This window comes from Azospirillum sp. HJ39 (genome assembly GCF_041507355.1).
Classification (GTDB): domain Bacteria; phylum Pseudomonadota; class Alphaproteobacteria; order Azospirillales; family Azospirillaceae; genus Azospirillum; species Azospirillum thiophilum.
Genome location: NZ_CP167910.1, coordinates 62,725 through 86,596, shown reverse-complemented (window position 1 = coordinate 86,596; position 23,872 = coordinate 62,725). Strand labels below are relative to the sequence as shown.

At 68.7% G+C, this 23,872-nt stretch carries 22 protein-coding genes; 9 read left to right on the top strand and 13 right to left on the bottom strand.

Translation table 11 applies throughout. The annotated features are described in order from the left end of the window. Window positions 1–7: 7 nt before the first annotated feature. From ABMY26_RS11020 to ABMY26_RS11010, 3 genes are all read right to left on the bottom strand, one after another. Window positions 8–688: a TetR/AcrR family transcriptional regulator gene (locus ABMY26_RS11020; protein ID WP_372396303.1), complete on the bottom strand. Its 681-nt coding sequence runs from the start codon at window positions 686–688 to the stop codon at window positions 8–10. Window positions 689–839: 151 nt separating this feature from the next. Continuing rightward, window positions 840–1,673, bottom strand: a complete 834-nt coding sequence (locus tag ABMY26_RS11015) for a universal stress protein (protein WP_372396302.1) — start codon at window positions 1,671–1,673, stop codon at window positions 840–842. A gap of 44 nt (window positions 1,674–1,717) precedes the next feature. Further along, window positions 1,718–2,443, bottom strand: a complete 726-nt coding sequence (locus ABMY26_RS11010) for a TetR/AcrR family transcriptional regulator (protein ID WP_372396301.1) — start codon at window positions 2,441–2,443, stop codon at window positions 1,718–1,720. Between the two features lie 160 nt (window positions 2,444–2,603). Here ABMY26_RS11010 and ABMY26_RS11005 point away from each other — a divergent pair, with 160 nt between their 5' ends. Beyond that, window positions 2,604–3,803, top strand: a complete 1,200-nt coding sequence (locus ABMY26_RS11005; protein WP_372396300.1) for an efflux RND transporter periplasmic adaptor subunit — start codon at window positions 2,604–2,606, stop codon at window positions 3,801–3,803. A gap of 16 nt (window positions 3,804–3,819) precedes the next feature. Then, window positions 3,820–7,011: an efflux RND transporter permease subunit gene (locus ABMY26_RS11000; protein WP_372396299.1), complete on the top strand. Its 3,192-nt coding sequence runs from the start codon at window positions 3,820–3,822 to the stop codon at window positions 7,009–7,011. A gap of 349 nt (window positions 7,012–7,360) precedes the next feature. Here ABMY26_RS11000 and ABMY26_RS10995 read toward each other — a convergent pair whose 3' ends face one another. The 10 genes from ABMY26_RS10995 to ABMY26_RS10950 form a co-directional block, all read right to left on the bottom strand. Next, complete coding sequence (locus ABMY26_RS10995; RefSeq protein WP_372396298.1) at window positions 7,361–7,930, bottom strand: hemerythrin domain-containing protein; 570 nt, start codon at window positions 7,928–7,930, stop codon at window positions 7,361–7,363. 33 nt (window positions 7,931–7,963) lie between these two features. Continuing rightward, a complete protein-coding gene (locus tag ABMY26_RS10990; RefSeq protein WP_372396297.1) occupies window positions 7,964–8,470 on the bottom strand; it encodes a flavin reductase in 507 nt (168 codons plus the stop codon). Between the two features lie 11 nt (window positions 8,471–8,481). After that, window positions 8,482–9,441 (bottom strand): 2Fe-2S iron-sulfur cluster-binding protein, encoded by a 960-nt coding sequence (locus tag ABMY26_RS10985; protein ID WP_372396296.1) that lies wholly within the window; start codon window positions 9,439–9,441, stop codon window positions 8,482–8,484. Window positions 9,442–9,458: 17 nt separating this feature from the next. Further along, window positions 9,459–10,199 (bottom strand): SDR family NAD(P)-dependent oxidoreductase, encoded by a 741-nt coding sequence (locus ABMY26_RS10980; protein WP_372396295.1) that lies wholly within the window; start codon window positions 10,197–10,199, stop codon window positions 9,459–9,461. 15 nt (window positions 10,200–10,214) lie between these two features. Beyond that, window positions 10,215–10,703: an aromatic-ring-hydroxylating dioxygenase subunit beta gene (locus tag ABMY26_RS10975; RefSeq protein WP_372396294.1), complete on the bottom strand. Its 489-nt coding sequence runs from the start codon at window positions 10,701–10,703 to the stop codon at window positions 10,215–10,217. 193 nt (window positions 10,704–10,896) lie between these two features. After that, the gene (locus ABMY26_RS10970; RefSeq protein WP_372396293.1) at window positions 10,897–12,186 is read right to left on the bottom strand and encodes a Rieske 2Fe-2S domain-containing protein; all 1,290 of its coding nucleotides are present in this window, start codon (window positions 12,184–12,186) and stop codon (window positions 10,897–10,899) included. 41 nt (window positions 12,187–12,227) lie between these two features. Beyond that, a complete protein-coding gene (locus tag ABMY26_RS10965) occupies window positions 12,228–12,788 on the bottom strand; it encodes a nuclear transport factor 2 family protein (protein WP_372396292.1) in 561 nt (186 codons plus the stop codon). Then, window positions 12,785–13,144: a hypothetical protein gene (locus ABMY26_RS10960; RefSeq protein ID WP_372396291.1), complete on the bottom strand. Its 360-nt coding sequence runs from the start codon at window positions 13,142–13,144 to the stop codon at window positions 12,785–12,787. The genes ABMY26_RS10965 and ABMY26_RS10960 overlap by 4 nt, the downstream gene beginning before the upstream one ends. 23 nt (window positions 13,145–13,167) lie before the next feature. Beyond that, complete coding sequence (locus ABMY26_RS10955; protein WP_372396290.1) at window positions 13,168–14,334, bottom strand: acyl-CoA dehydrogenase family protein; 1,167 nt, start codon at window positions 14,332–14,334, stop codon at window positions 13,168–13,170. A 99-nt stretch (window positions 14,335–14,433) separates the two neighbouring features. Continuing rightward, complete coding sequence (locus ABMY26_RS10950; RefSeq protein ID WP_372396289.1) at window positions 14,434–15,618, bottom strand: amidase; 1,185 nt, start codon at window positions 15,616–15,618, stop codon at window positions 14,434–14,436. Window positions 15,619–16,423: 805 nt separating this feature from the next. Between ABMY26_RS10950 and ABMY26_RS10945 the strand changes: the two genes are divergently transcribed. From ABMY26_RS10945 to ABMY26_RS10915, 7 genes are all read left to right on the top strand, one after another. Further along, entirely contained in the window at window positions 16,424–17,578 is a 1,155-nt protein-coding gene (locus ABMY26_RS10945) for an ABC transporter substrate-binding protein (protein WP_372396288.1), read from the top strand. An 81-nt stretch (window positions 17,579–17,659) separates the two neighbouring features. Continuing rightward, window positions 17,660–18,697, top strand: a complete 1,038-nt coding sequence (locus tag ABMY26_RS10940; protein ID WP_372396287.1) for a branched-chain amino acid ABC transporter permease — start codon at window positions 17,660–17,662, stop codon at window positions 18,695–18,697. Between the two features lie 47 nt (window positions 18,698–18,744). Next, window positions 18,745–20,574 (top strand): ATP-binding cassette domain-containing protein, encoded by a 1,830-nt coding sequence (locus ABMY26_RS10935; RefSeq protein WP_372396285.1) that lies wholly within the window; start codon window positions 18,745–18,747, stop codon window positions 20,572–20,574. Continuing rightward, window positions 20,571–21,320 (top strand): ABC transporter ATP-binding protein, encoded by a 750-nt coding sequence (locus ABMY26_RS10930; protein WP_372396283.1) that lies wholly within the window; start codon window positions 20,571–20,573, stop codon window positions 21,318–21,320. Before ABMY26_RS10935 ends, ABMY26_RS10930 begins: the two co-directional genes overlap by 4 nt. After that, complete coding sequence (locus tag ABMY26_RS10925) at window positions 21,317–22,348, top strand: ketopantoate reductase family protein (RefSeq protein ID WP_372396281.1); 1,032 nt, start codon at window positions 21,317–21,319, stop codon at window positions 22,346–22,348. The genes ABMY26_RS10930 and ABMY26_RS10925 overlap by 4 nt, the downstream gene beginning before the upstream one ends. Window positions 22,349–22,371: 23 nt before the next feature. Beyond that, window positions 22,372–23,184 (top strand): class II aldolase/adducin family protein, encoded by an 813-nt coding sequence (locus ABMY26_RS10920; RefSeq protein ID WP_372396279.1) that lies wholly within the window; start codon window positions 22,372–22,374, stop codon window positions 23,182–23,184. A 100-nt stretch (window positions 23,185–23,284) separates the two neighbouring features. Next, window positions 23,285–23,758, top strand: a complete 474-nt coding sequence (locus tag ABMY26_RS10915) for a MarR family winged helix-turn-helix transcriptional regulator (protein ID WP_372396277.1) — start codon at window positions 23,285–23,287, stop codon at window positions 23,756–23,758. Window positions 23,759–23,872 lie beyond the last annotated feature (114 nt).

Genomic DNA, 23,872 nt, shown 5'->3' with positions numbered 1-23,872 from the left:
GGTCCGGCTACGCGTCCGGCGCCCGCGCGCCGTTCAGGAAGAGCCGAACCGCCTGCCGGACATAACGGTCGAGGTCGGGAATCGCAGGGGCGCTTTCCGGCAGGATCAGGCGCCGGATCAGCAGGTTGCCAGTGACCATGCCGAGGAAGGCCTGGGCGGCGGCAGCCGGATCCTCGATCCGCAGGACGCCTGAATCGGACAGGCGCTTCAGGTATTCCGCCAGCCGCCGGATGGCGTTCTCCGGGCCGATGCGGAAGAAGGCTTCGGCGATGTCGGGGATGCGGTCGCCTTCGGAGATCAGGATGCGAACGGTGCCGGTCGTCTCTTCGTTCAGCAGGGCCGTCACCAGATGCAGGGCGAATGCGGTCAAGCCGGCCTCCGGCGTGACGACGCGGTCGTCGGTCTCGGCCGGGGCCAGGCCGGAGAGGATCATGGCGTTGTCCTCCTCCATGATCGCGCGGAACAGGCCTTCCTTGTCGCCGAAATGCTCGTACAGCGTGGCGCGGGAGCCGCCGGCCTCGGCGATGATGTCGCTGAGCGTGGTTTTTTCGAATCCCTTCGCGATGAACAGGTGCCGGGCGGCTGTCAGGATCGCCTGACGCCGCGCCAATCCGCGTGGCCCGACGGTGGGCAATCCGGCAGTGGGGGGCCCGGCGGCGGGACAGTCCTTGTGGGTGGTGCTGGTCATCCTGCGTAATCCTCCGGCGCGGCGGCGTGTGCGGCCGGTTCGTTCGTGTCCGTCTGGCGCCTTGGTGCGCACGCTACTGCAGAACGCCGGCATCGAACAGCCAGACGGCAAAAGGCGTAAAAAGGACGCAGGGTCCGCTCCGGCGATGACATCAGCGCGACAGCAGGATCGGTGTGTCGGCCTTGGCCAGCACCGTGCGCGTCGTACCGCCGAAGACGAACTCGCTGATCCGGGGCCGGCCATAGGCGCCCATCACCAGCATGTCGGCATCGACCGACCGCGCATGGTCGAGCAGCACGGTGCCGGCGTCCGTGCCAGGACGCTGTTCCAGCACCACCTCCACCCCGTTGCGGGCGAGATGGCGGGACATGTCGGCGCCCGGGTCGGCACCGAGCCGGCCGTTCGGGCGTGCTTCCGGTACCACGACCAGATGGACGATGTCGGCCGCGGTCAGGAAGGGCATGGCGAGCGCGATGGCGGTGGAGGCCTCGCGGCTGCCGTTCCAGCCGACGACGATCCGCCGGCCGATCCGATGAGACGGCCAGCCGGCCGGCAGCAGAAGGGTGGGGCGGCCGGACGCGAAGATGACGTCTTCCGACAGGCTCAGCATCCGAACCGGGCGTGTCGGACGCAATGGCGGGCCGACGATGGCAAGGCTGGCATGCCGGGCATGGAGCATCAGCGTCTCGCCATCCTCATGGTCGGACAGGCGCCATTCGCCGCTGATGTCGGCATCGGCGACGATGCGGTCGAACAGCGTCCGTGTCTCCGCCGCGGCCACACGGGCGGCTGCATGGTGCTTGCGCAGCATCGCTTCGACGCCGCCGCCGCGGGCGAAGCTGCTGCTGGGGGTCAGTTCCAGCCGGTTGGCGACGAAGGTGGCGATGAGATGCGCCTGCCAGCGCCGCGCCAGTGCCGCGGCAAAGGCCAGCCGGCCGGCCCGCTCCTCATCCGCTTCGATGAAAACGACGATGTCCTTGGGCATTTCGCAAGCCTCTTGCTCGGCGGTGGGATGGGGATGGAGAGCCGTCAGCGGGATGCCGGCGGCGGAGCGGCGCCGCGCAGGAAAAGGCGGACGCTGGCGCGCACATAGGATTCGACCGCCGTTGCGTCGACCGGCCGGCCGGGCAGGATCAGGCGCTCCATCAGCAGGTTCCCGGTCACCATGCCGCAGAAGGCTTGTGCGGCCATCTCCGGATCGGCGACACGGATGCGGCCTGCCGCTGCCAGGTCGCGGAAGCAGCCGGCCATCCGTGCGCGCGTGCGCTCCGGCCCGACGCGGACGAAGGTTTCGACCAGATCGGGGATTCGGTTTCCCTCGGATATCAACGTGCGCAGGATCGCCGTCGTTTGCGGCTCGGTCAGCGAGGCGGTGATGTGCAGCGCAATGCGGATCAAGCGTTCCTCCGGATCGGCGGCCTCGTCCGCCACCCCTTCGGCTCCCTCCGTCGCGACGTCGGACGCCATGCCGTCCAGCACGCGGGCACAATGCTCCTCCATCATCGCGCGGAAGAGGCCGTCCTTGTCGCCGAAATGTTTGTACAGCGTGGTGCGCGATCCGCCCGCTTCGCGCAGGACGTCGCTGAGCGAGGTGGCGGCGTAGCCCTTCTCCACGAACAGGGCCGCGGCGGCATCCAGCAGGGCACGGCACCGTGTCCAGCCGCGTACTCCCATCGCCGTGCCGTCCATCGTCGGCCCTGCCGTTCCGGCAGCGGCGCGCGTGCCGGCCTTGTGTCCCAGCCCCGTGTCGGGCATCTGCAAAACCCCCTTGCGCGGTGCAGCATTCTGAATGTATCGTCCAGTACACTGTACTGTATGAGACAGTACTAAGCAACGGGGATGTGCCGGACCACCCGAAGCCCGGCTCAACAGGGAGACGGGACCGCAGACAAGCGGCGCCGAGACGAGGAAAGAGATGTCCATATCCAATCCATTCATGCCGGCGGCCGTGGCGGTCCTGTTGATCGTGGCGCTCGCGGGCTGCAACCAGCAGAAACAGGCGGCAGGCCAGCCCCAGGGCGGCCCACCCGAGGTGTCGGTGGCGACCGTCGAGCCGCAGCGACTGACGGTGGCGACCGAACTGCCGGGCCGCACCACCCCCTATCGCGTGGCGGAGATCCGCCCGCAGGTCAGCGGCATCGTGCTGAAACGGTTTTTCCGTGAGGGCAGCGACGTCAAGGCTGGCGACCAGCTCTACCAGATCGACCCGGCGACTTATGAGGCATCGCTGGCCAGCGCCCAGGCCGACGTCCAGAAGGCGGAGGCAAATCTGCAGGCCGCGCGCAACAAGGCCGCCCGCTACGGCGATCTCGTGAAGAACAGCGTGGTCAGCAAGCAGGACTTCGACGATGTCCAGGCTTCGCTGAAGCAGAACGAGGCGCAGGTGGCGGCGGCCAAGGCCGCCTACAACCTCGCCAGCATCAATCTGAACTACACCAAGGTGTTCGCTCCGATCTCCGGCCGGATCGGCAAGTCGGCTGTCACCGAGGGGGCCCTGGTCACCGCCAGCCAGTCGACGGCGCTGGCCACCGTCCAGCAGTTCGACCCGATCTATGTCGACGTGACGCAGACCGCATCCCAGCTGATGAGGCTGCGCGAAGATATGGCGAGCGGCCGCATCCGTCCGGCCGAGCCCGGCAAGATCCCGGTGACGCTGTTCCTGAACAGCAACGCCAACGGCAACGACGCCGCCTATCCGGTGAAGGGCGAACTGCAATTCTCCGACGTCACCGTCGATGCGGGCACCAGTTCGGTCCAGCTCCGCGCCGTCTTCCCCAATCCGAACAAGGATCTGCTGCCCGGCCTGTTCGTCCGCGCCCGCGTCGAGCAGGGCGTGGCGGAGAACGCCATCACCGTGCCGCAGGCTGCGGTCAGCCGCGGGCCGGACGGGTCTGCGCGGGTCTGGGTGGTCGGCGCCGACAACAAGGCGGCGCAGCGCACCATCACGACCGAGCGCGCGGTCGGCAATGTCTGGCTGGTCTCGGACGGGCTGGCCGCCGGCGAACGGGTGGTGGTCGAAGGCCTGCAGAAGGTCAGGCCCGGTGCCGAGGTGAAACCGGTCCCGGCCCAGAACGCCCTCGCTTCATTGCCTGAAAAGGCCGTATCGGCGCGCTGACGCAGGATATCCTCCCATGTCAAAATTCTTCATCGACCGGCCGGTCTTCGCCTGGGTCATCGCCATCGTCATCATGATGGCCGGCGCTCTGGCGATCCTGGGCCTGCCCGTCGAGCAGTATCCGAAGATCGCGCCGCCCACGGTGTCGATCACCGCCAGCTATCCCGGCGCGTCGGCCAAGACGCTGGAGGACACGGTCACCCAGGTCATCGAGCAGAAGATGACCGGGCTCGACCATTTCCGCTACATGTCCTCCAACAGCGACTCCTCCGGCAACGTGACCATCACGCTGACCTTCGAGCCGGAGGCCAATCCCGACATCGCCCAGGTCCAGGTGCAGAACAAGCTGCAGCTGGCCACGCCCCTGCTGCCGCAGGAGGTCCAGCAGCGCGGCCTGCAGGTGTCGAAGGCCGGCAACGACTTCCTTCTGGTGGTGGGTTTCGTGTCGAGTGACGGGCGCCTCAGCCAGGGCGACATCGCCGACTACGTGACCTCCAACCTGCAGGACACGATCAGCCGCGTCGAGGGCGTCGGCGACGTGACCGTCTTCGGCCCGCAGCACGCCATGCGCATCTGGCTCGACCCCGATGCGCTCAACAACTTCAAGCTGACGACCACCGACGTCGCCAACGCGGTCAAGACCCAGAATGCCCAGGTTTCCGCCGGCCAGCTCGGTGGCGCACCGGCGGTGGCGGGTCAGCAGATCAACGCGACCATCACCGCCCAGTCGCGCCTGCAGACGCCCGAGCAGTTCGGCGCCATCCTGCTGCGCGTCAACCCGGACGGCTCGCAGGTGCGGCTGCGCGACGTGGCGCGGATCGAGATCGGCTCCGAAACCTACGAGATCAACGCCAGCTACAACGGCAAGCCGGCGGCCGGCGTCGGCATCAAGCTGGCGACCGGTGCCAATGCGCTCGATACCGCTGCCGCGGTCAAGGCGCGCGTCGCCGAGCTGCAGCCCTTCTTCCCGTCCGGCATCGAGGTCATCTACCCGTTCGACACCACCCCCTTCGTCGAGCTGTCGATCCACGAGGTCATCAAGACGCTGTTCGAGGCCATCGTCCTGGTCTTCGTCGTGATGTACCTGTTCCTGCAGAATTTCCGCGCGACGCTGATCCCGACCATCGCGGTGCCGGTGGTGCTGCTCGGCAGCTTCGGCGTGCTGTCCGCCTTCGGCTTCTCGATCAATGTGCTGACCATGTTCGGCATGGTGCTGGCCATCGGCCTGCTGGTCGACGACGCCATCGTCGTGGTCGAGAATGTCGAGCGCGTGATGAGCGAGGAGGGGCTGTCGCCGCGCGAGGCGACTCGCAAGTCTATGGACCAGATCACCGGCGCGCTTGTCGGCATCGCGCTGGTGCTGTCGGCGGTGTTCGTGCCGATGGCCTTCTTCGGCGGTTCGGCCGGTGCCATCTACCGCCAGTTCTCGCTGACCATCGTGTCGGCGATGGCGTTGTCGGTGCTGGTCGCCCTGGTGCTGACCCCGGCACTGTGCGCCACCATCCTGAAGCCGGTGGCGAACCATGGAGCCGGTCAGGACGGGGGGCACGAGGGGGGCCACGGCCACAAGCGCGGCGGCTTCTTCGGCCTGTTCAACCGGGGCTTCGACGCCGGCAGCCGGGTCTATGTCCGCGGCGTGCGCGGGGCGGTGAACCGGCTGGGCCGCTACTTCATCGCCTATGCCCTGATCCTGGGCGGGCTGGGCTACCTGTTCGTGCAGATGCCGTCCTCCTTCCTGCCGACGGAGGACCGCGGGCAGCTGTATGTGCTGTGGTCGGCGCCGCCGAACGCCAGCAGCCAGCGCACCGCCGAGACCGCCAAGGCCGTCACCACCTATTTCCTGGAGAAGGAGAAGGACAGCGTCGAGGGCCTGTTCACCATCGTCGGCTTCAACTTCTCCGGCCGCGGCCAGAATGCCGGCATGGCCTTCGTCCGGCTGAAGGACTGGAGCGAGCGGCAGTCCCCGGCGCTGAAGCCGCAGGCCATCGCCGGCCGGGCGATGGGCGCCCTGTCGAAGCTGAAGGACGCGGTGGTCTTCGCCTTCCTGCCGCCATCGGTTCCCGGTATGGGCAACGCCACCGGCTTCGACCTGCAGCTGGTCGACCGCGGCGGGCTCGGCCACGACCGGTTGATGCAGGCGCGCAACCAGCTGCTGGGCATGGCGGCGCAGAACCCGAAGCTGGTCGGCGTCCGCCCCAACGGGCTGGAGGACACGCCACAGTTCAAGCTGGAGATCGACCGCGAGAAGGCGAGCGCGCTCGGCCTGTCGCTCAGCGACATCAACACGACGCTGTCGGCCGCCTGGGGCTCGTCCTACGTCAACGACTTCATCGACCAGGGCCGCGTCAAGAAGGTCTATCTCCAGGCCGACGCGCCATACCGCATGCAGCCGAGCGACATCGACCGCTGGTACGTGCGCAACGCCAGCGACCAGATGGTGCCCTTCTCCGCCTTCACCACGGCGCAATGGACCTTCGGCTCGCCCAAGCTGGAGCGCTACAACGGCGCCTCCTCGATCAATATCCAGGGCTCGGCCGCTCCCGGCATCAGCTCTGGCGAGGCGATGACCGAGATGGAGGCGATGATGGCGAAGCTGCCGCAGGGCATCGGCTACGAGTGGACCGGCCTGTCCTACGAGGAGCGGCTCAGCGGCTCGCAGGCACCGGCGCTCTATGCCCTGTCGATGATCATCGTCTTCCTCTGCCTGGCGGCCCTGTACGAGAGCTGGTCGGTGCCGGTGTCGGTCATCATGGTGGTGCCGCTGGGAGTCATCGGCGCCGTCATCGCGGCGACGCTGCGCGGCCTGCCGAGCGACGTCTATTTCCAGGTCGGCCTGCTGACCACCATCGGCCTGTCGGCGAAGAACGCCATCCTGATCGTCGAGTTCGCCAAGTCGCTCTACGACGACGGCATGGAGCTGAAGGAGGCGGCGGCGGAAGCCTGCCGCCAGCGCCTGCGCCCGATCATCATGACGTCGCTGGCCTTCATCCTCGGCGTGCTGCCGCTGGCGATCAGCACCGGCGCCGGGTCGGAGAGCCAGAACGCCATCGGCGTCGGCGTGATGGGCGGCATGATCTCCGCAACCGTCCTGGCGGTGCTGTTCGTGCCGGTCTTCTTCGTCGCGGTCTATCGCCTGTTCGTCCGCCGCCGCCCCGGCCATGGCACCCCCGGCCATGGCTCCATGCCGCAGCCGGCGGCAGGGGACTGACGGCCGGCCCGGCCCGGTCGACGGGGCCGATCACCGACCGATGCGCGCCGGGTCCTTCGTGGACCCGGCGTTCTTTTTTGCCCGGATCCGGCGGCAGGACGGGGCCGCGGGGAGGGCGAATGGAACGTTTGAAACGCTATGGAACAGGAATCCGGACCTGTTCACTGTTCCATTCACCGGACCGGATGCCGGATCGCCCGGCGCCCGTGCCGGCCGTTTCTTGCTATCACGGCAACGGGGGACAGGTAAGGATGGGATGGAAAATCCTCACGGGCGGGGCCGGCAGGGGGTGGCCTTGTGGGATGTCCCACATGTCCAAACCCGGAAAGGGACCTGCCGGATCGCCCGCTTACCGCCCATAGCCGATGGGCGGCGGCGCCAGCTCCAGGATGCGCCGGTAGAGCCGCTCGGCCTCCTCCTTCGGCTTGATGCCGAACAGCGGGTTGTCGTTCTCCCGGAAAGCGGCGTCGATCTCCCGCCAGTCGTCGGCGGTCAGCACCCGTTCGGCCAGCGGCAGCAGCTGTTCCTCCTCGGTCTGGAGATGGCCGTATTCGAGGGTGGCGTAGCGTTCGGCGGTGGCGAAGAAATCCTCAGCCGCGCCCTCGTCACCGGCCTCGTAGCAGACGAGCTGACGCTTCAGCATCTCGATCATCGGGTATCCCAGCGCGTGTTCGCGTTCCAGCCGGGCGATCAGCGCCTCGGCTTCCGGCGCCCGGCGGCGGACGGCGGCGAACAGGAAGCGGTCCTCCTTCGGGTGGTGCCAATGGTCGGGATAGGAGACGATGTAATCGAGGATGGCGTGCAGCAGCGGGAAGTCCGGGGACGCCCCGCCGCGGATGGCGCGGATCTGGTGGCGCAGGGCGTGCAGCACCGCGGCGATGGCGAAATGCTCGTCCTTGACGATGCGGATGGCGTCCATGCTCGGTCGGTCCCCGGACTGTGGTGAATTGGATCAGGACAGTGCGGGCGCGGCGTCGCCCAGCCGGTGATAGGCCCGGTTGAAGTAGACGAGGCCGAGAGTGCCGCCGGCCTCGCGCTGGCGGATGTCGACGACCTCGCAATAGAAGACGCTGTGCGTGCCGACCGCGTGGGTGTCGACGATGCGGCAGTCGAAATTGACCAGCGCGCCGGCCAGCGCCGGGCTGCCGGTCGCCAGCGCCGTCCAGTCGGCGGCGGCGAACCGCTCGTCGGCCGACAGGGCGCGGTTGGAGAAGACCTCCGACAGCGCCTGCTGCTCGCCGCACAGCGGGTTGACGCACAGCATGCCGTTGGTGGCGAAGGCCCGGTGCACGAAGGAGGACTGGTTCAGGCAGACCAGCAGGGTCGGCGGCTGGTCGGTCACGCTGCACACCGCGGTGGCGGTGAAGCCGGCCCGGCCGCCGGGGCCGTCGGTGGTGACGATGTTGACGGCGCCGGTCAGCAGCGACATGCCGTTGCGGAAGCGGGAAACCTCGACCATGGCGATTGTCCTCAAATATCCAGAACGAGCGTGCCGGTCCTGGCGCGCGAGCAGCAGAGCAGGATCTGGTCGTTGTCGGCCTTCTCCTCGTCGGTCAGGAAGACGTCCCGGTGGTCGGGCGTGCCCTCCAGCACCGTGCACAGGCAGGTGCCGCAGACGCCCTGTTCGCAGGACATCTGCACCTTGATGCCGATCCGGCCGAGCGCCTGGACGATGGTCTCGTCCCCCTCCACCCGCACGCGCTTGCCGCTGCGGTTCGCCACCACCTCGAAGGCGTCGCCGCCGGTCGCGGCCTCCGCCTGGAAATATTCGCGGTGGATGCGGTCGTCGGGCAGGCCGAGGCGCGTCGCCTCGCCGATCACCCACTCCATGAAGCCGGTCGGGCCGCAGACATAGAGGTGCGTGCCGGCCGGGCTGCCGCCCAGCAGGGTGGGAAGGTCGAGGCGCTGGCCGGCCGGTCCGTCGTCCAGATGCAGGGCGACGCGGTCGCGGAATGGCGCCCCGGCCAGTTCGTCCAGGAAGGCGCAGGCCTCGCGGCTGCGGCCGCAGTAATGCAGCTCGAAGCTGCGGCCGGCCGCGGCCAGCGCATGGGCCATGGCGATCATCGGCGTGATGCCGATGCCGCCGCCGACCAGCAGCGAATGGGCGGCACTGTCGGCGAGCGGGAACAGGTTGCGCGGCAGCCCGACCGCGACCTCCGTGCCTTCGTCCAGGCCGTCATGGGCGGCGACGGAGCCGCCGCGCGATCCCGGATCGCGCAGGATGCCGAGCCGGTAGCGCCCGCGGTCGGCCGGATCGCCGCACAGCGAATATTGCCGGACCAGCCCCGGCGCCAGATGGAGGTCGACATGCGCCCCGGCCTCGAAGGGCGGCAGCGGCTTGCCGGCGCGGTCGACGAGGTCGAGCAACAGCACCCCGTTGCCTTCGACCCGCCGGCGGGCGACCACCAGCGTCAGCGTCTCTTGCGTCATTGCGATCGTCCTTAAACTCAGCGCATGAAGATGCCGCCGTTGATGTCCCAGGCGGCGCCGGTGGTGAAATCGGCGTCCGGTGAGGCCAGCTCCACCGCCATCCGCGCCACGAAGGCCGGGTTGCCGAGCCGCTTGACCGGGATCATCCCGATCAGCGTCTCCAGCCGCTCGGGCGGGACGGAGGCGCGGACGGAGGGAAGCTCCATCGGGCCGGGGGCGATGGCGTTGACGGTGACGTTGGACGCCGCCAGCTCGCGGGCGAAGATCTTGGTCAGCGTCAGGATGCCGGCCTTGGAGGAGGCGTAGTGAGCGCCCGACGCCGTGCCGCCATTCTGCCCGGCCAGCGAGGCGATGTTGACGATCCGGCCGTAGCCGGCCTTCGCCAGATGTGCGCCGAAGATTTGGCAGCCGAGGAAGGTGCCGCGCAGGTTGACGGTCAGCACCGCGTCGAACTCGTCGGGCGTGATCTGCATGACCGGGGTCATCGGCGTCATCGCCGCGTTGTTGACCGCGACATGCAGCGCACCCCAGCGCGCCAGCACGGCGTCGAGCGCCGTGGCGAAATCGTCCTTGCGGGTGACGTCGAGCGTCAGCGGCAGGACGGCCTCGCCCGACGGGTCGAGCGCCGCCGCCGCCTCGCGCACCGCCGCTTCGGCGACGTCGGTCAGCGCGACGCGGTAGCCGGCAGCCAGGAACTGTTCGGCGATGACGCGGCCCAGCCCCTGGGCAGCGCCGGTGACGAGTGCGACCTGTGCCATCCCGTGGCCTCCTTGTCAGAGGATGTAGCCGATGCTGTGCAGCGCATCGGTCGAGTTCACGAGCCGGACGATCTTGCCTTTCAGCCGGAAGCCGCCGCCCGTGCCGTCATTGGTGCGGGCGAGTTCGTAGGTGACGTCGGCGGTGTAGTCGCGCAGCGTCTCCTTGCGGAACTCGCGCAGATGCTGGGCGGCGCGCACGGTGACGGTGGCGCCGTCGTCGGCCAGGATGCGGAAGCGCGACAGCGAGCGCACGGTGCGCGATGCCGGCTGGGTCGAGACGGACTCGCCGCTGGTCAGGCGGGCGACGCGCTTGGCGCGCATGTCGGCGTCGTCATAGGCGTAGTTCAGCCGGTCGGCGAGGTCGGTCGCCACCGGATCGATCGGCACGATGTAGACGCCGTCTTCGGTCCATTGCGCCAGCCAGTCCTGATATTCGCAGTGGTCGAGCATGTCGGCCTCCTGCCACAGGAAGGCGCTGACCTCGGTGAGGAGTTGGGTGTTCATGGCGTGTGTCTCCGGGGGAGGCAGGGTGGGGCTGTGGGGGAGTTTTGCCCCCTCCCTAACCCTCCCCCGCTTGCGCGGGAGAGGGGACTGCCGCAGCTTCGCGACTTGCTCCCTCTACCGCCGAAGGCGGGGGAGGGAAGGGGCCCACGCTGACAAGCGTGGGAAGGGAGGGGGCACAGGCGGGGACACCCCCTCACGCCGTCATCAGCTTTTTCCACTGCTGGTAGGCGGCGCGCATGCCGGTCTCGGCGCTGACGTCGCCGGCACGGCCGTCCTCGGTGACGCGCTCGCCGGGCAGGCCGCGGTTCAGCAGGATCCACAGATCGGTGCCGGCCTGGGCGCCCTTCTGCACGCGCTCCCACGCTTCGGAATCGTCGGGCGTGCCGAAGCCCATCGGACCCTGGAAATGCTCGTGCAGCCGCAGCCGCGCGCGGTTGGCGGCGGCGGGGCCGCCGTCCATGGTGATGACGGCGTGGTGGATCTCGGTCTCGTTCACCGACACCGGGCGCAGCACGCGGAAGAAGGCCATCGAGCAGGCGATGTTGGGGAACAGGTTCAGGTTGAAGCCCGAGCCACCGACGGCGCGGACGATGCGGCGCACCTTGGCCTCGTCATGGCCCTCCTTGCGCAGTTCCTCGGCCAGCTCCGCGAAGCGGGCGGGGACGGGAGCGTCGAGGTTGTCTTCCAGATCCACCAGTTCGGGGATCATCACCATGACGCTGTGGCCGTTGCCGAGATCCTCGACGAAGCCGGGACCGTTGACGAAGTCCAGCATGCGTTCGGTCTGCTCGTCGACCGAGGACAGAAAGGATTTGTGGACGACCGGGAAATGATAGCCGTCGGTGGTGTTCTCCAGCTGGATCTTCCAGTTGCCGGGGAAGCGGAAGCGGTGCTCGCCCGCCACCTTGATCGGATAGCCGCCGCCCTGCTTCATGAACAGGTCCATCCACTTCTTCGCCGGGCCGAGCCAGTCGGCCAGCGGCTCGATGTCCTCGCGGAAGGTGGCGAAGACCATGCCGGCATATTCCTCGACCCGCAGGCTCTTCAGCGGATACTCGCCCTTGTCCAGGCACTGGCCGTAGCTTTCCGGATGCGGCACGCCGCGCAAACTGCCGTCCAAGCCATAGCTCCAGCCATGGTAGGGGCAGACGAAGCTGTTGGTGCGGCCCTTCTTCTCCTCGCAGACCGTGGCGGCGCGGTGGCGGCAGCGGTTCAGCAGGACATGGATCTTCTGCTTGCGGTCGCGCACCACCACCACCGGCTGGCGGCCGACATAGGTCGACTTGTAGTCGCCGGCTTCCCGGACCTCGCTGACATGGGCGACCCAGACCCAGCAGTTGGCGAAGATGCGGTCCATCTCCTGCTCGAAGATCGCCGGGTCGGTGTAGAGCGAGGTGTGGGCGCGGTCGGCGCGCACCAGGTCGGCGAGGTCGCGGGAGGTTGCCGAAGGGGACGCGGGCGGGGCTTTGACGTCGATGGCCATGGCTTGGGACTTTCCGTCTTGGGGGCGGAGAGGAAGGGGGATCACTCCGGGGCCGGGATCGGGGCAGGGACCGGAACCGGATCGGGGCGGTTCCAGCCGTCGACCGGGCGGCTGAACAGGTTTTCGGTGCGGAAATGGCCCATGCGCCAGGCGCCGTCCTCCAGGCGGAAATCCACCGTCAGCCGGGCGGCGTTCAGGTGCGAGGCGCCGCTGGCGAAGGTCGAGGTCTGCAGCATGATCCATGTGCCCTCGGCCCTGTCCGGACCGGCGATCTCCGATCTATGGGTCCGGATCAGTTCGGAGGTCAGGAAATGGACGTTCAGCGCGAAGTGGGAGGGTTCGACCATGTATCCGGCGAACATCTCCCGCAGGGCCGCGCGGCCGGCGATCCGGCCGAAGGTCTTGGCGTATTTCTCGCCGATGCCCTCCCACACCGCGTCGGCGGTGAACAGGCCGGCGAGCTCGTCCAGCGGCGTGGCCGGGCCCAGCGCGTCGCACAGCGCCATGTAGCGGACCATGCAGGCGCGGACCGCGGCCTCCGCCTCGAAGCGGGCGAGGCGCGCCGTGAGGTCGGCAACCCCGGCGGGGAGGGGCAGGGTCATTGCGGGATCACCAGCTCGCGGCCGACGCGGGCCTCGACGCGGCAGTATTTCCACAGCTTGAAGGTGCCGTCGCCGACCGGCGTGACGCGGAACAGGTTGCAGGCGGCGGTCACCGTCTCGATGTCCGGCACGTCGGCCAGCACATAGGTGGTCCAGGGCCAGTTGGTCGACGGGCCGACCATGATCTGGTCGTCGTCCATGTTGCCGAGCACCGTCACGCCCGGCAGCTCGCCGATGCCGCGCATCATGGTGGAGAAGGCGCCCCAGACCTGCTTGGCCTCGTCCGCCGTCGCGTCGAAGAAGTTCTGGTTGACGCCGATGCAGAACAGAACGCGCAGGGGCTTCTTGTCGCTCATGGAAGGTCTCCGGGGATTTGGGGTCAGAGGTAGCCGGGCAGGGGGGACAGGCCGAACAGCATGGCGCCGGCATTCTGGTAGGTGACGTCGCCGAGGAAGGCGTGCTGGGTGATCATCTGCACGTCCCGGACCTGGCGGGCGATCGGGCAGCGCTCGTAGACCCCGGCCATGCCGGTCAGCATCTGCGCCCGGCGCGTCACGTCGGCGGCGGTGCGGGTGGCGTGGGTGGCCGACAGGCGCAGCATGCTGACCTGATCCGGCGCCGGCTCGTTCCCGGCCAGCAGGCATTGCCACACGTCGTCGATGGCGTCGTAGAACCAGGAGCGGGCGGCGCGCAGCTCGGCCTCCAGCCTCGCTGTCTCCAGCTGGGAGGCGACGCGCTCGCCCAGCTTCGGCGCGCCGGTGACCGACGCGCGGGACCCCATCGAGCGCAGCTCGTCCAGCGCCGCGCGGGCGATGCCGAGCGAGACCACCGACAGCACCTGCGCGGCGAAGGCCAGTGTCGGGTAGCGGTAGAGCGGCTCGTCCAGCGCCGACTTGCCGCCGCGCACGAAGGTCCACTCCTCCGGCACCACCACGTCATCGACCACGAGGTCGTGGCTGCCGGTGCCGAGCAGGCCGACGACATCCCAGTTGCGTTCGATCTTGACCGCGCTGCGCGGCATCACCGCCATGCGCGGCAGGCCGCCGGTGCCGTCGCTGTTCTTCGGCGCGATGCCGACGCCGACGATGTCGGCGCCCATGCAGCCGCTGGCCCAGCTCCAGCGGCCCTTCACCTTCAGGCCGCCGTCGACGAAGGCCGCCGGCTGCGGCGGGAAGATGCCGCCGGCGAAGACGAGGTCCGGGCCGCGGGCATAGAGCGTGCGCAGCGTGTCGAGCGGCAGCGCCGACAGGTAGACCGCGCCGATGCCGAAGCTGGCGACCCAGCCGGCCGAGCCGTCGGCCTCGGCGATGCGCTCCACCAGCCGGCAGAACTCGGCGGGCGAGCGTTCGTCGCCGCCGAAGCGCCGGGCGACCAGGGCGCGGTAGACGCCGAGCTTGCGGTAACGCTCGACGATGTCCTGGGAGAGGAACTGCTGCTGTTCGAATTCGGCGCGCCGGCCGCGGATCTCGCTCAGAAGCTCGGCAAGCAGAGCGTCGTCGAAGCTCCGGCCGTCGTCAGGTGTCTGCACGGGCAGAGCAGCCAACATGGGGATCTCCATGGCAGGCGATAAAGGGAGGGCGCGCGTCGGCAGTCGGAGCGCGGCTCCGTTTATCGGATCGGGGTTTTGCAGGGCGTGGTGTGCGGTTCAGCCGGTTTTGGGCAATCGGTCGGCGATGTGGCCAGCGATGAGGGTTGCGACCGCGCAGAGCAGCTCGTCCGCGCCCTTGGCGGCGACCAGCTGCAGGCTGGCCGGCGCGCCGTCGATGGGAGCGAGCGGGATGGCGATGGCCGGATGGCCGGACAGGTTGAAGGGGCGGACCAGCGTCGTCATGCGGACCAGCCGGCTGGTGTCGCCGGCCTCGGCCACCAGCGGCGGCGGGCCGGCCATGGTCGGCAGGGCGATCACCGCGACACGCTCCAGCAGCGCGTCGACCTCGGCGGTGAAGGCGGCGCGCACCTCCTCGGCCCGCGCCACCTCCTCCACCGTGGTGCGGGCGGCATTGCGCAGCCGGACGGCGACGTCCTCGCCGACAAGGCCGGTCTCCACCAGCGCGGCGCAGGCGGCCCAGGTCTCGACATTGATGACCGACAGCCCGGCCTCGAAGGCGGCGCGCATGCCGGTCAGCGTGACCGCTTCGACCGGCAGGCCGGCGGCTCCGACCGCTGTGCGCACCGCTGCCGCGATCCCGGCATCGGCGTCCGTCTCCAGCAGGCCGATGGTGACGCCGCCGCCAATGTCGTCGAGTGCCGGCAGCGGGCCGAAGCTCGGGTCGATGGCGGCCATGCAGGCGACCAGGGAGGCCATGTCGGCGGCGAAGGGGCCGACGCAGTCCAGCGTGCTGCGGGCCGGCATCACGCCCTGGCGGCTGACCCGGCCGAAGGTCGGCTTCAGCCCGAAGACGCCGCAGCAGGCGGCCGGGATGCGCACCGATCCGCCGGTGTCGGTGCCTATCGAAGCGTCAACCATGCCTGCGGCGACGGCAGCGGCCGATCCGCTGGACGAGCCGCCGGGCACGAAATCGGGAAAATCCGGGTTCGGCGCGGTGCCGGCCCAGCGGTTGATGCCGGTGGTGCCGAAAGCCAGCTCGTGCATCGTGGTCTTGCCGGCGATCCGCCAGCCGGCGGCCAGCAGGTTGCCCACCACATCGGCATGCGTCGCGGCCGGCGGGGCGTCCTCCAGCGACCGGCTGCCGGCGCGGGTCGGGGTGCCGGCGATGTCGATGGTGTCCTTGATCGCCACCGTGGGGCGGGTTTCGCGAGCCGCTGCCGCGGGGGCGTCGGCATTGGCGTCAGTGGCGGCGATGTCCAGCGTTTGAACGAAGATCGTCATGGGCAAGGGCCTTCCCCGGTCGCGCCGGTTTCCCCGTGGCTCGCACGATGCCGGGCTTGTCCTGGGGGCCGGGATCGGAGCGGTTCGGGGTGGATGGGATGTCCGAAGCCTAAGGCCAAGAAACGTGAATAGTCAATTGACTTTGGGAAAATAATTTTCGGCGGCGAAGCACAAAATCCGAGCAGCGCTTTGGCCGCCGGAAAGCGGGGCCGCGGGCTTCCCGTCGCCGGAAGTGTTCATTCAATATATTGTTATTAAATAGTTTTTCGTGTGGTTCATACTTTGCGGCCAGAGGCTCATGCCAAAGTACCTGATCATCCTGCTTGGTGGTTTTTCGCCTGCGAAGCATGCAATTGAGTGCTAAAAAATGGGCAGTTTTTCTTGAAAATTCGATTGCGGATTCAAGGAACTCTGGCTTAATGGACGGCAAGGGCGGCCGGCATCCGGCGTCACCACCGCAGGTCTTCGACGGTGGGGCGCAGTGGCGGCGCCAATCGAAATCTCCAAGAACAAAGTTGCCGGATATTCCAGCCGGCACAGTGCGGACGCTTCGATCTTTCCCATTTTTCCACCGAGTCTTGTGCCGGCGGGACGGTCTCCGACTGTTCGCGTCTTCCATTGTCGATGTTTTCCATGATCGAGGCGCCGCCGCCGCCGCTTTCACTGGCGCGGTCTTTGCTTTGTTCTTTTCGGCATAACAAGAGGTTGGACGGCGGGAGCGGCCCTTGCGGGCGCCGGCCGGACCGGCCCGACGGGTCCGCCATGCGGATCGCAACAGACGGGCGATACAGAAACGGAGGGTGCGGTGTTTGCAAAGAAACTGGCGGTCTCGCTGCTGTTCGGGGCGTTCGCGGCCGGTGCCGCCGCCCAGGCGGATGCGCAGGTGAAGATCGGCGTGGTGAGTTCCTCGACCGGCCCCATCGCGCTGGTCGGCATTCCGCAGAAGAACAGCGTTCCCCTGCTGCCGACCAGCGTCGGCGGCCAGACGGTGCAGTACATCACGCTCGACGACGGCAGCGACCCGACGGCGACCGTCGCCGCCTTCAAGAAGCTGATCACCGAGGAGAAGGTCGACGCCATCATCGGCCCGTCGGGCTCGCCCAACGCGATGGGCGTCATCCAGTTCGCCGCCGAGGCCGGCGTGCCGATGTTGGCCCCGGTCGGCACCGCCGCCGTCGTGCTGCCGATGACCGAACAGAAGAAGTGGGTGTTCAAGACAACCCAGAACGACGACCTGATCGCCGAGGCGCTGCTTGAGCACATGGCGAAGACCGGCATCAAGTCGGTCGGCTTCATCGGCACCGCCGATCCCTATGGCGACAACTGGCTGAAGGTGTTCGGCGAGGGCGCGGCCAAGCGCGGGATCAAGCTGCTGGCCAGCGAGCGCTTCCAGCGCCAGGACACCTCGCTGACGGCGCAGGGGCTGAAGATCCTGTCGGCCTCGCCCGATGCGGTGCTGATCGCCGCCCCCGGCAGCTCGTCGGTGCTGCCGCAGACGACGCTGTACGACCAGGGCTATCGCGGCAAGCTCTACCAGACCCATGGCGCGGCGCTGCCCGACTTCCTCAAGCTGGGTGGCAAGAAGGTCGAGGGCACGATCCTGGCCGCCAGCCTGATGCTGGTGCTGGACCAGGTGCCCGACAGCCATCCGTCGAAGAAGATCGCCGGCGACTATGTCGCCGCCTACGAGAAGCTGAACGGTTCCAAGCCCGCCACCTTCGGCGCCAACGTCTATGACGCCGGCCTGCTGCTGGAGCGCGCCATCCCGGTCGCGCTGAAGGGCGGCGAGCCGGGGTCCGCCGGCTTCCGCAGCGCGCTGCGCGACGCGCTGGAACAGGTGAAGGAGCTGCCGGCGACCCAGGGCGTCTACACCCTGACCCCGGCCGACCACAGCGGCTTCGACGAGCGCGGCCGCGAGCTGATCACCGTGTCCGGCGGCAAGTGGACGCTGGTGAAGTGACCTTGTGACGTGATCCGGCAGCGGCCCGCCCGTTCCCGCAACGAAAGACGGGGCCGCCGCCGGAGCGAAGGGATACCGGTCATGAATTTCCAGATCGTCATGCTGCTGGGTCAGGACGGGATCACCAACGGCGCCATCTACGCATTGCTGGCGCTGTCGATCCTGCTGGTCTTCACCGTGACCCGCATCCTCCTGATCCCGCAGGGTGAATTCGTCGCCTTCGCCGCCCTGACCATGGCGGCGATGCAGGGCGGAACACCGGTCCGGCTGGGCTGGCTGCTGCTGGCGCTGGCCGCCGCCGCCATGGTCATGGACATCCACGCCGCCTGGCGGCGCGACGGCCGGCCGGCGGTAAGGCGCGGCTCTGCGCTGGGGGTCGCCTATGCCGGCGCGCTCACTGCGCTGACGACGCTGGTGCCGCTGGCCGACATGGGCGTCGCCGTGCAGGCGCTGGTGACGATGGCGCTGATCGTGCCGCTGGGCCTTGCGCTCTACCGCGTCTTCTACCAGCCGATCGCCGCGGCGCACCCGCTGGTGCTGCTGATCGTTTCCATCGCCGTGCATGTCGTGCTGGTCGGCGTCGGGCTGCTGATGTTCGGGCCGGAGGGCGCGCGCACCGAGCCCTTCTCCGACGGCGGCCTGCGCCTGGGCATGGTGATGCTGAACAGCCAGACCCTCTGGGTGGTGGCGGTGTCGCTGGCGCTGATCCTGGGCCTCTACCTGTTCTTCGAGCGCAGCCTCTACGGCAAGGCGCTGCGCGCCGCCGCGGTCAACCGGCTGGGGGCCGAGCTGGTCGGCATCTCGCCGGAACTGGCGGGCAAGGCCAGCTTCGCCCTGGCGGCGCTGATCGGCAGCCTGTCCGGCATCCTGATCGCCCCGATCACCACGATCTACTACGACAGCGGCTTCATCATCAGCCTGAAGGGCTTCGTCGGCGCCATCATCGGCGGGCTGGCGAGCTACCCGGTCGCCGCGCTCGGCGCCCTGCTGATCGGGCAGGCCGAATCCTTCTCCACCTTCTGGGCCAGCAGCTACAAGGAGGTCATCGTCTTCACGCTGATCCTTCCGGTGCTGGTTTGGCGCTCCCTCTCCCACCATGGCGCGGAGGACGAGGAATGAAGCCCGGCGTTCTTTCAAAAACTTCCGCCGGGAGGCCCGCCCCGTCGATGCCCAAACTGTCGCCGTCCGGCTGGATCCTGCTGGCGCTGGTGCCGCTGCTGGCGGCCGCCCCGCTGCTGCTGCCGACATATCAGGTCACGCTGGCCAACAACATCGGCATCTTCGCGCTTGCGACGCTCGGCCTCGTCCTGCTGACCGGCGTCGCCGGGATGACCAGCTTCGGTCAGGCCGCCTTCATCGGCGTCAGCGCCTATGCGACGGCCTATCTCGCCACCGTGTCCGCCGCCGACCTGCCGGGGCCGCTCGCCTGGATGGCGGGGTCGCCGCTGGCCGGGCTGGCGGTGGGGCTGCTGCTGACGCTCGCCATCGCCACGCTGCTGGGGGCGGTGACGCTGCGGCTGTCGGGCCATTACCTGCCGCTCGGCACCATCGCCTGGGGGCTGTCGCTGTTCTACCTGTTCGGCAACCTGGAATTCCTGGGCGGCCATACCGGCCTGTCCGGCATCCCGGCGCTGAGCCTGTTCGGCATCGCCTTCGACAAGGCGGAGGCGCTGTTCTACCTGATCTGGGCCATCCTGCTGCTGGCGGTGGTGGCGACGCTGAACCTGCTGGACTCCCGCGTCGGCCGCGCCATCCGCGCGCTGCGCGGCGGGCAGCGCATGTCGGAATCGATGGGTGTCGACAGCTTCCGCGCCAAGATGACCGCCTTCCTGGTCGCAGCCCTCTATGCCGGGCTGGCCGGCTGGCTCTATGCCTACACCCAGCGTTTCGTCAGCCCGGCCCCCTTCAGCCTCCAGGCCGGCATCGACTTCCTGTTCATGGCGCTGATCGGCGGGGTGGGGCAGGTCTGGGGGGCGGTGATCGGCGCGGCCGGCGTCACCTTCGCCAAGCAGTGGCTGCAGGATCTGCTGCCGCACCTGCTGGGCCGCAGCGGGAATTTCGAGGCCATCGTCTTCGGCCTGCTGATCGTGCTGCTGATGCAGCATCTGCCCGGCGGCATCGCCGGCTGGATCGCCAAGCTGTTCGAGCGGCGCCGGCAGCGGCCGGGCGCGCTGGAGAGCGTGGCTTCGGACCTGCCCGACGCTGGGCCGCTGCCCCGCCGCGCCATGCCGGCCAAGGGCGAGGTGGTGCTGGAGGCCAAGGGCGTCACCCGGCGCTTCGGCGGGCTGGTCGCGAACCGCGACATCAGCTTCACCGTGCGGGCCGGCGAGATCCTGGCGGTGATCGGGCCGAACGGGGCGGGCAAGAGCACGCTGTTCAACCAGCTCTCCTGCGTCGACCATCCGACCTCCGGCGAAATCCGCTTCCTTGGCGAGCGCATCGATGGCCGCACCGCCCGTGCCATGGCCGGCGCCGGCCTCAGCCGCAGCTTCCAGCATGTCAAGCTGCTGCCCAGCATGAGCGTGCTGGAGAATGTCGCCATCGGCGCCCATCTGCGCGGATCGAAGGGCGTCGCCGCCGCGGCGTTGCGGCTGGACCGCGCGGAAGAGGCGCGGCTGCTGGCGGAAGCGCGGCGCCAGCTGGTCCGCGTCGGGCTCGGCCAATACCTGCACGCCGAGGCTGGCAGCCTGGCGCTCGGCCAGCAGCGCCTGCTGGAAATCGCCCGCGCGCTGTGCGCCGATCCCTGCCTGCTGCTGCTCGACGAGCCTGCCGCCGGCCTGCGCTTCCTGGAGAAGCAGGCGCTGGCCGAGCTGCTGGTCCGGCTGCGGTCGGAGGGCATGGCGATCCTGCTGGTCGAGCATGACATGGACTTCGTCATGGGGCTGGTCGACCGCGTCTATGTCATGGAGTTCGGCGAGCGCATCGCCGAGGGACCGCCCGAGACGATCCAGACCAACCCGGCCGTCCTCGAAGCCTATCTGGGAGGGATCGAATGAGCGCGCCGCTGCTGGAGGTCTCCGACCTCTGCGTCTCCTACGGCAAGATCGAGGCGCTGAGCAACGCCAGCCTGCGGGTGGGCGAGGGGCAGATCGTCACCGTGATCGGCCCGAACGGCGCCGGCAAGACGACGCTGCTGTCCGCCATCATGGGCGTGCTGCCGTCGCGCGGCCGTGTCAGCTTCCTTGGCCATGACGGGCCGTCGCCGTCGATCCAGGACATGGTGGCGCGCGGCATGAGCCTCGTGCCGGAAAAGCGCGCACTGTTCGCCACCATGAGCGTGGAGGACAATCTGCGGCTCGGCGGCTTCCGCTTCCATTCCCGCTCCAGGCGGGAGCAGGACGCGGCGATGGAGGAGCTCTACGTCCTGTTCCCCCGGCTGAAGGAGCGGCGCGGGCAGATGGCGGCCACCCTGTCGGGCGGCGAGCGGCAGATGCTGGCGCTCGCCCGCGCGCTGATGGGCGGGCCGAAGCTGCTGATGCTGGACGAGCCGTCGCTCGGGCTGGCGCCGCTGATCGTGCGCGAGGTGTTCCGCATCATCTCGGAGCTGCGGCGCAAGGGGGTGTCGATCCTGCTGATCGAGCAGAACGCCCGCGCTGCGCTGCGCGTCGCCGATTACGCCTATGTGCTGGAGCTGGGGCGCATCGCCATGGAGGGGCCGGCGTCGCAACTGGCCCATGATCCCCGCGTGGTGGCGGCCTATCTCGGCATGGCCGGCAAGCATCAGGAGATGCTGGCCTCATGACGGATCCCGACTGGCGCGAGCATCCGGCCGCCGGGCAGGGGCCTTGGCATGTCGGGATCGCCGGGGCGGGCGCCATCGGCACCACGCTGGCGGTCCGCATCGCCCGGGCCGGCCACCGGGTCGGCGTGCTGGCGCGCGGGACGACGCTGGAGGTGATCCGGCAGGACGGGCTGCACCTGACCGACCGCGAGGGCGAGCATCATGTGCGGGTCGAGGCCGGGCCGGCCGACGGGCTGGGGCAGCCCGGCCTGCTGTTCCTCTGCGCCAAGGCGCAGGATCTGCTGCCGCTGGTGCGGTCGGCCCGGCCGATGATCGGGCCGCAGACGCTGGTCGTCCCGGTGGTGAACGGCATCCCCTGGTGGTATTTCGAGGGGGAGGGCGGGCGCCACCAGGGCCGCGCCGTCCGCTCGGTCGATCCCGACGGGGAATTGAAGGGTCTGGTGCCGCTCGACCGGGTGATCGGCGCCATCGCCTACATCACCGCCGAGCGCATGGCGCCGGGCGTGGCCCGCAGCTTCAACCCGCTGAAGCTGATCCTGGGCGAGATCGACCACCGTCCCAGCGAGCGCCTCGCCCGCATCGCCGCCATGCTGAGCGCCTGCGGCATCCAGACCCAGGCCAGCGGGCGGGTGCGCGACCCGCTGTGGACCAAGGTGATCGCCAATCTTTCCTCCAACCCGCTGTCGGTGGTGTCGGGGGCGACGCTGCAGGACATCTACGGCGACCCGTCGCTGTCGCAGATCGCCCGGCAGATGCTGTCCGAAGCGCTGCTGACCGCCGCCGCCTACGGCGCGCGGATCGAGCTGGACCCGGCGTCCCTGCTGGCGATGGGGGCGGGGATGGGGCCGGTGAAGACCTCCATGCTCCAGGATTTCGAGAAGGGGCTGCCGCTGGAGCTGTCCGCCATCTGCGAGGCCGTCATCGAACTGGCCGAGCTGCAGGGGCTGTCCATGCCGCTGACCCGCAACATCGCCATCCTCGCCCGCTTCAAGAGCGACAGCGCGCTGCGCGCCGCCGCGGGCCTGTAACATCCGGAAGAGGACCGCAAACCATGACGACCGCGACCGCCGCCGTTCCCGTTTCCATTCCCGCGCCCGCCATGGGGCACAACAGCGTCGTCCGGCCCGCCCATATCGGCGAGGAGGAATGGGCGCTGCGCTGCCAGCTGGCCGACTGCTACCATCTCGTCGATTTCATGGGCTGGACCGAGACGATCTTCAACCACATCTCGGCCCGGCTGCCGGGGCCGGCGCATCACTATCTGGTCAACCCCTTCGGCCTGAACTACACCGAGGTGACGCCGGCCAACCTGCTGAAGGTCGGGCTGGACGGCGAGAAGCTGGAGCCGTCGCCCTATGACGCCAACCCGGCCGGCTTCGCCCTGCACAGCGCCATCCACGAGGCGCGCGACGACATCCATTGCGTCATCCACACCCACACCACCGAGGTGTCGGCCATCGTGCAGAAGAGGCAGGCCTTCTCGCACAACGACTTCTACGGCGCCCAGCTCTACGGCCGGGTCGGCTACCATGCCTTCGAGGGCATCACGCTGTTCGCCGACGAGAAGCCGCGCATGCTGGAGAGCCTGGGGGACAAGCATGTCCTGGTGCTGCGCAACCACGGCATTGCGGTGGGGGAGTCCAGCATCGCCAAGACCTTCTTCCTGCTGTGGACGGTGCAGCGTGCCGCCGAGATCCAGACGCTGGCCGACAGCATGCGCGGCGAGGATGTCGAGCTGTCGACCGAGGTCCGGCAGAAATGCAGCGACCTGACCGCCATGCTGATCCGCGACGGCGGCTTCGCCGTGAAGTTCTTCGACGCCATGGTGCGCAAGATGCGGACGGCGCGCGGGCCGGGCTGGTGAGGCGGCAGCGGAGCGGCACTGCAAGGCGTTTGGCAACCGAACCGGCGGTTGGTACAAGATGGCCCCGGCCTCGCCGACCGCTGGACAGACATTGGGCATCATGGCCATCACCAAGAAGCTGCGCCGCTACATCCCCTCCGATCCCGAGTTCCAGGTCGAGGAGTTTCCCTTCTACTGGCTGGCCCGCGTCCAGGGCATCTACACCCAGAAGATGGAAACCGCGCTGAAGCGGATCGGCACCGACATCCCGACCTGGCGGGTGCTGTTCATCCTGAAGACGCACGGCACGTCGAGCATCTCGGAGATCTCGACCCACGCCATCGTCAAGCTGTCGACGATGACCCGCATCGTCTACCGGATGAAGGCCGAAGGGCTGGTGGACACCGGCACCAACGCCGACGACGGCCGCGTCACCGAGGTGGCGATGACCCCCGCCGGCCATGCGCTGGTCGAGCGCATCCAGGAGGCGACCGGCAAGCTGTTCGCCCGCAGCTTCGAGGGGCTGTCGGAATCGCAGATCGGCAAGCTGAACGCCACCCTGCAGCAGCTCTACGCCAATCTGGCCGAGGACTGAAACCAGGGTCAAAAGTCAGAACCTTTTGACCCTGGCATAAGGCTGGAGTTTCGTGCGTTTCATATTGAACGGACGAAACTCCAAATCCAATGGCCGGCGCGGTGCAACACCGTC